The sequence below is a fragment of the Pyxidicoccus fallax genome (genome assembly GCF_012933655.1).
GTDB classification, from domain to species: Bacteria; Myxococcota; Myxococcia; order Myxococcales; family Myxococcaceae; genus Myxococcus; species Myxococcus fallax.
In genome coordinates, this window is the sequence record NZ_JABBJJ010000101.1 from 25,344 (window position 1) to 36,293 (window position 10,950).

A 10,950-nucleotide genomic window follows, 5' to 3' on the forward strand; every position below is an offset into this window, starting at 1 on the left:
GCTCAGCACTACACCGGGATTCCTCTCAATCCACATCTCTACGTCGGGAGACGCAATGCGGACCATGCAGACGCGAGTCATGAGGAGTGTCGTTGTCATTGCCGCGGTACTGGGGCTGGGCACGGGCTGTGGTGGCGTCGTCGAGGAGCAGCCGGAGTCGCTGCCGGAAGAGGCCGTGGAAATCCAGGAGGCCGCCGCCGAGGCGCCCCGGAAGCTGGATGACCTCATCGCGGCCCTCGACCGGGAGGAGGGCGTCCTGCACACCCTCGACACGGAGCAGGGCACCGCGCTGGCCCAGCTGAAGGCCGTGAGAATCGACTCGGAGCGCTACCAGATGAAGGATGAGCTGACCGGCGATACCACGGTCTTCCGCGTCCTTCCCTACCCCGGCCCCCGCTGGTGGCCGCTCTTCAAGCTCTGCCCCAATGGCCAGTACGTGTTCAGCTGGTTGCAGTGCCCGACGAACATCTACTCGGACCGCCTCACGCGCATCTGGCGGAACTCCTCCTGCAGCTGGCGGGTCCAGAACGCCGGCTGGAGCAGCTGCACCACCACCAGCACGGGCACCAGCTACAAGTACCAGTACATGGAGGCCTGGAAGTGCGGCGTGGGGACGGGCTTCTGCGTGGAGCGGCGCGCGGTGCGGACCGTTCGCTGGAACTATGACCTCGCGGCCTGCGACCCGGCCATCGTGACGGGCGTCACGCCGAGCGCGTACGACTACCTCTGCAAGCCCTGACGGAAAGCGCGGTCCTCCCCCACATGAACGGGGCTCGATGGCTCGGCGCCATCGGGCCCCGTCTCGCTTCGTTCGGCGAACTCACCTCTCGCCCCGGGCCCTCCGCAGAGACCGGAGGAACTCGAAGACGTGGAACGTCTCCGTCGGCGTGTAGTGGAAGCGCCCGCGCTGGAGTCCCGCCAGCTCGAACTCGCTCCGCTCCGCCAGCCACTGGATGAACGCGTCGCGCGACGGGCACAGCTGGAGGACCTGATATTTCTCGACGCCGGCCCACACGTCGGTGAAGCGCACGTGGGCGTAGGCGCCGGCCGCCACCCCGTTGCGCGTGTCGTTCTCCGTCGCGCCCTTGAGCAGCGCCGGCCCGCGGATGCCGCCATTGCCAGGCTCGTCGTAGACGCCCACCGAGCCGATGCGCCCCTCCGCATCCAGCGCCGCCGCCACGGCCTTCGCCGCCCGAGTCCCGAGCGGACGCTCGCCCACCCGCGCCACCTCGCGCTGCCACTTGCGGATGACCTCCAGCTGGTCGAGCACGCGCGTTCGCTCGTTCGTCACGGGGGGCAGCTCGGTGACCTGGAGCGCCTCCCCCACGCGCACGTCACATACGAGCCAGGAGGCGTTCCGAGGCTGCGCGGGCAGCGCCGACTCCACCGCCTGGACGAGCGCCGCCGGAGCATCCACCCCAAAGAGACGGTCCGACACGAAGAACAGGAGCGCCCCGTTCTCGGGGTCACGCGTGTAGTGGATTTCGGCGACTCGCGGAGAGAGGCCCGCGAGCCACTGTTCGACCAGGTCCTTCACGTCGGGTGAGCTCATGTAGGTGACGCTATCCCAGGGACTCGTTCAACGGCGCCTGTAATGCCGGCCCGGGTCGAGACCTTTCCTGGAGTCAGCGGGCCCCGGCACATCCGGGTCCACCCGCGTGCTGTCCAGGAAGGGAGCACATCATGAAGGCGTTCGAGCAGGCGTTGCGGTGGGCCGCGGGGGCCGAGAAGTTGGGGATGGCCGTTCTCCGGGCGGGGCTGGTGACGGTGCTGGTGTGGATTGGTGGCCTGAAGGCCTTTCCCTATGAGGCGGACGGCATCGTGCCCTTCGTCGCCAACAGTCCGGCCATGAGCTTCTTCTACAGCGCCCCCACGCCCGAGTACCGCGCCCACGTCAACAAGGAGGGGGAGCTCATCGAAGCGAACCGGCGCTGGCACGAGGCGAACGGCACCTACCGCTTCTCGTGGGGACTGGGCGCGGTCATCGTGCTGCTCGGGCTCCTGGTCGCGGCGCATCCCTGGAAGCCCGTGCTCGGCTTCATCGGCGGCTTCCTCGTCGCGGGCATGTCGGTGGTCACCCTGTCCTTCCTGGTGACGACGCCGGAGTCGTGGGTGCCAGCGCTCGGCGATGCCCACACCGGCTTCCCGTACCTGAGCGCACGGGGACGGCTCGTCATCAAGGACGCCATCATGCTGGGGGCGGCGCTCGTCGTCATGGCGCACTCCGCTCGCGCCGCGCTCGCGCAGCGGGCGCACAGCGGATGACCTGACACCTCGGTTGCAACACGCCGCGCGCTGGTGCATCCCGGGGAGCAACATCGTCCTTCCCGGGGTCCACCATGCACGCACCTTCGACGCACCTCCCCTTCCTCGGCTGGGTCTCCGAGCTCGCACGGACGCACACGCGCGACCTCACCCGCGTCGCGCAAAGGGAGGGCCTGTCGGCCGAGGATGCGCTCGACGCCCTCCAGGAGGCCTTCCACACCTTCCTCATGCTGCCCCGGGCGCGCACGCTGTCGGGTGAGCGAGAGGATGCGCACGCGCTGCTGTCCGTGCTGGTGCGCAACACGGCGCGCAACATGCGCCGCCGTCACCACCGCGCCGTGCCCCACGAGAGCGCCGAGGCGCTCGAAGCGCTGGGCACGCAGGAGCCCGGGGTGGACGAGCTGCTCACGCTCGCCGAGGACCATGTGAAGCTGCATGGCTGCGTGAGCCGGCTCAACGAGGTGCAGCGCCACGTCGTCACGCTGCGCATGCTGGAGGAGCTGAGCGGCGCGGAGGTGGCGCAGGCGCTGTCGCTCACCCCGGGGAATGTCGCCGTGCTGCTGCACCGGGCCAAGGCGGAGCTTCAGCGGTGTGTGATGGGGTGATGGAACAGGTGAGACGGGCGGGCTCAGCCGCAAGCGCGCCGCAGGCCGCGGCCGGAACCGCGTGTGCTCCTCAGGCGGCTGATGCCGAAGAGGATGAGCGCCGTGCCTACGAGCAGCTGTGCTCCCCGGACGATGCGGTTGGCGTCCACGGCGGGCACCCAGGCGACCTTGCCCTCACGGATGACGAAGGCGCCCGCGGGCTTTGCCCTCACTCCGAAGCCACCGCCCGTGCCGCTTCCCTTCTGGGCCCCACCCTCCACTCCGGCCTGCTGGAGCGCCGGTGCCTCGCCGCTTCCGCCTCCACCTCCGCCGACCACCAGTGCGGCGGGAATCACGGTGATTCCGTCCTGCTGGATGGCCTCTCCGTAGACGCGCTTCACGGTGATGCTGTCGCGGGCCCGGTCGATGATGTCGTTGACGTCCATGACGTCCCCCAAAATGGATGTCGGTGTCCTCACCGCGAGAGGTGGACACGGCGCGGCATGATGGCCGGACGGATGCGTCGGCGGGTCGTGGGTCGACATGCGGGGCCGGGGCTCCGTGGCCAGACCTGCTGGCGCGGGGGCCGGGTGGCCCCTGGTGGAACGCCTGGAGTCGAGCCGGTTCCATGAGGCGGCACGAGAGAACCCAAGGGACCTGGATGTTCCAGGTCCAGCGACAGAAGCGAGGAGCCAGGGGATGGGCTCTCCGCCTATGCACGCAAGCACCAGCTCGGTCCAGCCCGCCGCGCTTCGGGCGATTCGGGCGTGTGGCTCAGCCCTGGCCCGTGTCGGCGCCGGTGACCTGGTCGGCGGGCTGATTCAGGACCCGGAGCCGGAGGAAGATGGGCACGGCGAGGAGCATGGCCGCGCCTCCGACGATGAACCCGGCGGGGACGCCGCGGCGCTGCGCCAGGTACCCCAGCCCGAGCTGCCAGCCGATGCTCCCCAGGCTCCCCATCAGCGAGTCGGCGGATACGAGCGTGGCCCGCTCGGCGCTGGGAATCGACTTGTGCAGGTAGCTCTGGCGCACGGGCTCGAGCACTCCCACCGCGGTCGCGCCGAGCAGGAAGATGGGCACCGTGAGCCAGAAGTCGCGGATGAGCCCCGTCCCCGCCAGGGTGACGGCCAGCATGAAGCTCGCGCCCACCAGCAGCGTGGTACGCCTGCGCCCGGGCTTCGCCAGCCACCCGACCAGCGCGTTCCCCGCCATGCCCGCGAGGGAGAACAGGGCCGCGATGACGCCCGCCAGCCACACCGCGTCCCTCCCGAAGAGCTCCAGGAAGTACGGCGGCCACGCGTACCACGCCCAGAGGAAGAAGCCCGCGATGAGCAACGAGTGCAGCAGGAGCAGCCGCATCGCCGGGTTCCGCCAGCCATGGCGCAGTCCCGTCCGGGCCACCTGGCGCATCTCCCCGGTGATGCCACGAAGCCGGACGGCCCGAGGCGTGAAGCCGTAATCGTGCATCCAGCGCAGGCCCACCCCGAGCGCCGAGAGGATGAGCACGGCGCGGACCACGTAGGGAAGCGATAGGTCCAACTGGCCCAACAGCCCCCCCGCGACCGTGCCTGTCAGCGTGGCCGCCTGGCCCACCATCTCCGCTCGCGCGAAGACGGGGTCCAGCTCCTCCTGGTAGCCCGAGGCCGTGAGCGCGTCCACCAGCCAGGCCTCCACCGCCCCCGAATAGAACGTGAAGCCGAGGCCGAGGATGACGCCCGCCAGGCAGAAGAGCAGCAGCCCTCCGCCCATGGCCGCCACGCCCACGTAGGCCAGGGTCCCCACCGCGGTGACTCCGGCGGACAGGAGGAACGAAGCGCGGCGCCCCCGCGTGTCCGCCACGACGCCCGTGGGGACCTCGAACAGGGCCATGGCCGCCGTGAAGGCCGCGTTGGCGATGAAGACCTCGAACAACGTGAGGCCCGCTTCGAGCAGGAAGAGCGTGTTGATGCCCCAGATGAGCGAGGCCGACAGCGTGAACAGCCCGCTGATGGCGAGGTACACGCGGACGACGTTCCTGGAGTCGATGACCACATCTACCTCGGCCTTGCGCGTGCGTCCCGAGGCGGAGTTCTAGAGGGAGGGCTCGCTCCCCAGGAAGCCCGGGGCCTCCGGATGCGGGGGCCCCGCTCGAACGTGAACACTCCTTGCGACCCCTGCTCGACTGCCGCCGCTCTCCGACGTTGCGAGCTTTGGGGCCAGTCGGGTGTGGGGAGGGGGCGACATGAGAATCCTGGGAAGCTCGTTGCGGAAGGCGAGCGTGGCGCTCGCGTGGAGCCTGGGCGTCCTGCTGGGAATGGGGTGCGGCGGAACGGACTCCCCGCAGGAAGCACCGGTCGTCTCGGAGTCACCGCAGACGGGCGGCGAGCAGTACGTGGGAACCGCGACGACTGTCGTCGGCATCCTGGATCCGTTCGGCAACGTGCTTGGCCAGACCAACTACCTCAAGCAGGTCCTCGTCGTGGTCCGGCCTCCCATCGTGGCGGGAACCCTGCTCGAGACCAATCCCTTCAGCCTGGCGGTCCTTCCCAATCCCCCCATCGATGTCAACTCGGAGGGAGCCCTCAGTCTCCAATCGGCAATCGGCTTCTTCGATGCGGGGACCGGACGCGAGTTCCTGTTCCAGTACTGGACCCTCACCATCATCGGCAATGCCATCTCTGGAACGCTCACCGACAACCATGTGGCGGAGGCCATCGCGCTGAACCTCATCAATACGCCGCGGGAGCTTGCCCCGGGCATCGTCATCAGCTGGCCGAACGCCGTCGCCAACGGGGCCATCCTGGAGGGCACCATCGACGCCAATCAGATTGTCCTTCGCATCCAGGGCAATGTCGTGAGCGGTGACAGGCCCTTCGTCTCGTACATCACCGCCACCCGCGTGCAGCCCCCGCTTCCTGGCACGAGCCCTTGAAACCAGGAGCATGTCTCACTCGGGGACAATGACGTTCATCCGGCAAGCATCTGGAACCGGAGTGCAAGCACGGCCGTAACCTGACTCCTCCCCCGAGAGGAGCCGAGATGCCGTTGTCACACCGAGCCCTTGCCGCCGTCCCCCTGCTGTTCGCGCTGGGCGCCTGCAAGGACGAGGACCCGAAGCCGCCGCCCCCCGCCGGTCCCGAGCTCTCCGAGACGCCGCGATGGCAGGTGAAGGCGGACCCGCCCCTGAAGGACGAGTGCTTCGGCAGCTCCGTCGCGCTCGCGGACTTCAACGGCGATGGCCGCAAGGACCTGGTCGTGGGCAGCGAGCCGTGCAGGGTCAACTTCGTCGTGGCGAAGCACCCCGGCCGCGTGTCCTTCTTCGCGGGCGAGGAGCGCTTCTTCTCCAAGCAGCCCGTCTCCGCGCTGATGACCTGGACCAACACCCACCCGCGGACCACCGGTCAGTGGCTCCGGACGGTGGCCGGCGATGTGAATGGGGACGCGTACGCGGACCTGCTCGTCTCCGGGCGGTACGGCGCGTCCATCTTCCTCGGCGGACCGGACCTGGGCACCCTCCTCGCGGCCCCGGCCTTCCGCGTCCCCGGCAATGGCCTCTTCTTCCAGACGGCGCTCGTCGACTTCAACGGTGACGGCCTGGACGACATCATCAGCAGCGTGGCCGGCGAGCTGTCCTTCTACCAGGCCACGCCCGGGGCGGAGGGCGGGCCCTTCACCCTCGTCCACACCCGGCCCGGCTTCAGCGTCTCGCTCCAGGGAGACCTCAACGGCGACGGCGCCGATGACCTGATGCTTCCGTCGTGGGAGGTGGAGAACCTCCAGGAGCTGTACCTGGGCTGCAAGGCCGGCAGTCCCTTCGCGTGCGAGGGCCCCCTGTCGGCCGAGCCCGTGCGGACGTTCGAGGCCAGCAGCGCGAGGCTGACGTCCGACTTCAATGGGGACGGCCACCCCGAGGGCTTCCTCATCATGGCCAACGGCGTGGTGAACCTCCATCTGTCCGAGCCGGACGGCGACCTCTCCCCCACCCCGGCCTGGACGCTGCTGGACGACCCGGTCTTCCACGGCGCGAGCGCGCCCATCAGGGTGGGAGACATGGACGGAGATGGCGAGCGCCAGGACTTCGTGATGAGCGCGACGGGGCGCCTGTACTTCTACTCGCCCACGAAGGGCGTCTCCGCCGAGCTGAAGCCCGCGTGGGCGTGGCCCCGCGCGGACGCGCTGCCCGCCAACTACGAGGTCTACCAGCGCCCCACGGTGGCCGTGCCCGGGGACCTGGATGGCGACGGGTTCGATGACCTCGTGGTGGCCACCGGCGCCGTCGGCGACACCTTCAACGGCGCCGTCGGCGAGGTGTCCATCTACGGCGGCGGTCGCCTGCCGAAGGAGCCGAAGGACCCGCCCTTCCTCCAGCCCGTCCGCTCCTGCGACCTGCGTCTGGACCCGGTGAATGGCAAGCCGGACCTCACGGTGGACGCGAGCACCATCGGCCGCACGCTGAACGTGGTGCGCAAGACGTTCGCCGCCGACTCGTGCGAGGTGTTCGAGGGCTGCGTGATGGAGCCCGGAGAGCGGCGCCTGCTGCGCTTCAGCACGTCCATCCAGAACCTGGGCCGGGCCACCGCCCTCTTCCCGCCCATCGACTCGCGGCCGGACCTCTACGTCTTCGACGAGTGCCACGGTCATCACCATTTGAAGAACTTCGCCGGCTACGAGCTGCGTGACACGCGCGGGCAGAAGGTCCTCACCGGGCGCAAGCAGGGCTTCGCGGTGGTGGACATCACCAGCTACTGCACGGACGCGGCGCCGTCCGGCTTCTACGACCCCATGGGCATCTCTCCCGGCTGGGCCGACATCTACACCTTCGACGTCCCGTGCCAGTGGGTGGACATCACCGGCCTGGCGGACGGCACGTACACCCTGCGCGTGGGCGTGGACGAGTCGGACATCCTCGAGGAGGAGAGCGTCCACCCCAACGAGGTGTTCGTCCGCATGTCTCTGGAGGGAGACAAGGCCACGGTCCTCCCATAGCCACGGGGCCTTTCGACGCTTCAGAACGCGAAGCCGAACGCGAGCCGGTAGTTCGCGGAGAGCCCCAGCTTCGGTCTGCGCGACGCGAAGGCGGGGTCCATGCCACTGGCCTGGAGGAACTGCTCCAGGTTCTGGCTCGTATCCTCGGCCAGCTCCGCGCCCACGCCCAGCGACAGCACGAGCCGGTTCCAGAAGCGCAGCGTGTACCCGACGTCGAGCCCCTGGTGCAGGGTGACGAAGGTCCGCTCGCTCCCCCCGGCGTGGAAGACATCCGACCGCGCGTCCACGACGCTGACGCCCACCCTCGCGCCGACGAAGAGCCCCTCCGGCGCGTTCCCGAACAGGTGGTAGCGCGCCCCCACGTCGAGCGCCGTCACCGTGAGGTCCAGGCTCCCGGACTCCAGCCACATCATCGGCTCGACCACGAACGCCCACGACGGCGCGAGGGCCTGCGTGTACTCCAGGTGCACCAACGTATCGAGCGCCAGCGACACCGGCCGCAACGTCACCATGCGCCGCGGCGCGCCCGTGTCTCCGCGCGGCTCCGCGCCCTTGGACGCGATGGTGGCGAAGCTCGCCGGCACCAGGCTCTCCTCGTCGATGAGCAGGGACTGCTCGGCCTGGACGCTGAACTCGCGAACGGCCGGGCTCTCCGGGTCCTTGCGCACCAGCAGATAGCGTCCCGGGCGCAGCGCCACCTTCACCTGCCGCTCCCCCTCGGGCACCTCCATGACGCTCCGGCCCGTCGAGGTGAGCACCACCTCCAGCGGCCCCCGGCGCTGGCGCAGCATGACGATGCTGCCCCCCTTCTCCACGTGCGTGAGCGCCAGGTCGTCCCGGCCGCGCAGGTTCATGTCGAAGCTGGGGTGCTGGAGCCGGTCCGCGAACACCGCCGTGTCGCGGATGGTGAGCTGCTTCGCGTACGTGAAGGCCTCGACGAGCGACACCTCGCCATCTCCGGCGACGTCCGCCGCGCCGCGCAGCCCCGCCACCAGGTGGTGCGTGAAGAACGAGCCCTGCAGCGCCTCCGTCTCGTGCGCGTTCTCCAGGCCGGAGCTGGAGGCGATGAGCACCGAGCCCGTGCTCTGGACATTCAGCGGCACCTCCAGGGCGAATGGCGCCTCCGCGTGCAACCCCTTGGCCTGCGTCCACCCTCCCCCGCGACACGCGTCGATGATGCCCAGCCGCACCGTGGCGTCGGGGCTCTCGATTCGCTGCTTCAGCGCGGAGAGCGCCAGCGGCGCGCCCTGGGGGTACAGGGCCTGCTGGTCCGCGTGGCCCGAGTAATAGAACAGCAGCAGCGTCTGCCCGGGCGCCGCGCGCAGCCGCGCGAGCTTCGAGTCCAGCGCCGCCAGCACCGCCGCGGGCGCGGGGTCGAGCAACAGCTCCACGTCTCCGGGCTGAAACTCGCCCACCTGGGTGAGGACCTCCGCCATGCGCCGAGCATCGTCGTGCGCATAGCGAAGCGCGGAGCGGCCGAGCACCGCCGAGTTGGAGCCCACCACGACGGCCACCCTCCGCGACGCGGTCGGAGCGGCGCCCACCTCCCCTGCCCGGGCCGCGGTGGCTCCCAGCCACGAGAGCAGGACGAAGAGGAGCGCGCGGGCAGGTCGGGTCATGGAGACGTGCTTTTCGGGAGGCGAAGCTCGGTGGTCCAGAGCTTCTCAGTCCTGGGTGCTTCCGAGAAGAGCCGCACCGTCTCATCCGCGGGAAGGGGCTCGGTGCTGAAGATGACGCGCAGGACTTCCTCGCTGCCCGCCGCGTCCACCCGCCAGCTCGTGGGCAATGCCGTCTCGGGCTCGGCGGAGAGCGGCCCCGCGAAGAGCACCGTCCACGCTGGCGCGCCCGCCGCCACGGTGACGTATGCGTGCTCCTGGGAGGCGACCTTCAGACGGATGAGGTCCTCCGGTACCAGGGACGCCTGGCCATCCCAGACGAAGACCTGCTCGCCGCGCTTGATGTAGACGGCCACCGCCGGAATGCCCTTGGGGGCGATGTAGGCGGGCCCGTCCTGGACGGGTGACTTCGGAACGACGACCACGAGCGCCAGCACGGCGGCCACCGCGGCCGTGGCCAGCACGGGCCAGGCCCGGGGCAGCCATCCCCTCCATCCACCCACACGGGTGTCGGGAGCGGGCGGCGTCCGCGCCCAGGCGGGAATGGGTTCGCTCCGGTTCATCACCCGGGCGAGGTAGGCGCCGCACCGGGCGCAGGTCTCCACGTGCTGGTCCAGCTCCGCGCTGCGGAGGCCGAGCGCCGCGCGGTCCAGCTCGAGGAAGGAAGGGTGTCGCGGGGGAGCTGTCATGTTCCGAGCGTCCTCCTCAGGTGTTCCACCTGGGCATCGAGCTTCAGGAGGAGCCGCCGGACCGTCCTGTCGGACATCTGGAGCACCTCCGCGACTTCCTGCTGCGTCAGTCCATCCAGCCGGTGCAGCAACGCGGCCTCCAGCGCCTCCGGGGGAAGGTGCCGCGCGTACAGCTCCAGCTCCTGCCGATGCTGCACCTCGGTCTCCGCGGTGCTCCGCTCCACCGCCATCTGCGCCACCGCCACCTCCGAGGGCACCGTCCTCCGCTGGCGGAGCCGGTCCACGGCCAGGTTGGTGCTGGTCCGGTAGATCCACGCGGTGGCATGGCGCGGGTCCTTCGTCTGGAAGCCCGACTTCCACAGCCGGAGGAAGGTCTCCTGCGCGACGTCCTGGGCCTCGTCGGAGTCCCCCAGCATCCGGCGACACTTCTCCCGGATGAGCGGGAAGTACCGGAGGTAGGCGCTTTGGATGTCGGTGTCCAAGGTCGAAGGGAAACGAAAAGGGGCTCGAAAAGCGGACAGGAAATCGCGCGGCGGATTTTTCAGCGAAGGGCTGTCCGCCTGGAGGCCTCCGCTCCGTTTCTACCGCCTGGCATCCCACCTCTCCGCGCATCTCGCGCCGGAGCCCCGAGGCTTCCATGTCCCGAGTACCGCGCCACCCCGCGTGGTGGAAGGTCGCACTGTCGTGCCTGCTTGCCGCCTCGCCCGTCCTGGCGCAAGGGGTCCCCCCGGGAGACCTCCAGGTCCGCGAGCTCGACGTCCTGGCCACCGATGGAGGGCTGAGCGTCCCCGGAGCCGCGCCCCCCGCCCTCCTCGTGGACGGAGGAACCTC

At 69.8% G+C, this 10,950-nt stretch carries 12 protein-coding genes; 6 read left to right on the forward strand and 6 right to left on the reverse strand.

What is annotated here, in order from left to right:
• Window positions 1-79: 79 nt before the first annotated feature.
• Complete coding sequence (locus tag HG543_RS22060) at window positions 80-739, forward strand: hypothetical protein (protein ID WP_169346807.1); 660 nt, start codon at window positions 80-82, stop codon at window positions 737-739.
• Window positions 740-820: 81 nt separating this feature from the next.
• Here HG543_RS22060 and HG543_RS22065 read toward each other — a convergent pair whose 3' ends face one another.
• Window positions 821-1,552, reverse strand: a complete 732-nt coding sequence (locus HG543_RS22065; protein WP_169346808.1) for a hypothetical protein — start codon at window positions 1,550-1,552, stop codon at window positions 821-823.
• Window positions 1,553-1,683: 131 nt separating this feature from the next.
• On the opposite strand from HG543_RS22065, the gene HG543_RS22070 reads away from it, so the two are divergent.
• Both HG543_RS22070 and HG543_RS22075 read left to right on the forward strand, forming a co-directional pair.
• Window positions 1,684-2,265 (forward strand): DUF417 family protein, encoded by a 582-nt coding sequence (locus HG543_RS22070; protein ID WP_169346809.1) that lies wholly within the window; start codon window positions 1,684-1,686, stop codon window positions 2,263-2,265.
• Between the two features lie 74 nt (window positions 2,266-2,339).
• On the forward strand, window positions 2,340-2,870 hold the full coding sequence (locus HG543_RS22075) for an RNA polymerase sigma factor (protein ID WP_169346810.1): 531 nt from the start codon (window positions 2,340-2,342) through the stop codon (window positions 2,868-2,870).
• A gap of 23 nt (window positions 2,871-2,893) precedes the next feature.
• Here the strand turns inward: HG543_RS22075 and HG543_RS22080 are convergent, their stop codons facing one another.
• Window positions 2,894-3,295 carry a spore germination protein GerW family protein gene (locus HG543_RS22080; protein WP_169346811.1) on the reverse strand — a complete coding sequence of 134 codons (402 nt, stop codon included), beginning with the start codon at window positions 3,293-3,295 and terminating at the stop codon, window positions 2,894-2,896.
• A gap of 328 nt (window positions 3,296-3,623) precedes the next feature.
• Window positions 3,624-4,880, reverse strand: coding sequence for an MFS transporter (locus HG543_RS22085; protein ID WP_169346812.1), 1,257 nt, complete (start codon window positions 4,878-4,880; stop codon window positions 3,624-3,626).
• A gap of 190 nt (window positions 4,881-5,070) precedes the next feature.
• Between HG543_RS22085 and HG543_RS22090 the strand changes: the two genes are divergently transcribed.
• Both HG543_RS22090 and HG543_RS22095 read left to right on the forward strand, forming a co-directional pair.
• Complete coding sequence (locus tag HG543_RS22090; RefSeq protein WP_169346813.1) at window positions 5,071-5,760, forward strand: hypothetical protein; 690 nt, start codon at window positions 5,071-5,073, stop codon at window positions 5,758-5,760.
• Window positions 5,761-5,867: 107 nt separating this feature from the next.
• Complete coding sequence (locus HG543_RS22095; RefSeq protein WP_169346814.1) at window positions 5,868-7,814, forward strand: lysyl oxidase family protein; 1,947 nt, start codon at window positions 5,868-5,870, stop codon at window positions 7,812-7,814.
• Window positions 7,815-7,834: 20 nt separating this feature from the next.
• Here HG543_RS22095 and HG543_RS22100 read toward each other — a convergent pair whose 3' ends face one another.
• The 3 genes from HG543_RS22100 to HG543_RS22110 are packed head-to-tail and all read right to left on the reverse strand — an operon-like array spanning window position 7,835 to window position 10,601.
• Window positions 7,835-9,433 (reverse strand): caspase family protein, encoded by a 1,599-nt coding sequence (locus HG543_RS22100; protein ID WP_169346815.1) that lies wholly within the window; start codon window positions 9,431-9,433, stop codon window positions 7,835-7,837.
• Entirely contained in the window at window positions 9,430-10,119 is a 690-nt protein-coding gene (locus HG543_RS22105) for a hypothetical protein (protein ID WP_169346816.1), read from the reverse strand. Before HG543_RS22105 ends, HG543_RS22100 begins: the two co-directional genes overlap by 4 nt.
• Entirely contained in the window at window positions 10,116-10,601 is a 486-nt protein-coding gene (locus tag HG543_RS22110; protein ID WP_169346817.1) for an RNA polymerase sigma factor, read from the reverse strand. The genes HG543_RS22105 and HG543_RS22110 overlap by 4 nt, the downstream gene beginning before the upstream one ends.
• Window positions 10,602-10,756: 155 nt before the next feature.
• Between HG543_RS22110 and HG543_RS54560 the strand changes: the two genes are divergently transcribed.
• A partial coding sequence (locus HG543_RS54560) for a hypothetical protein (RefSeq protein ID WP_211194082.1) occupies window positions 10,757-10,950 on the forward strand: 194 nt, incomplete at its 3' end.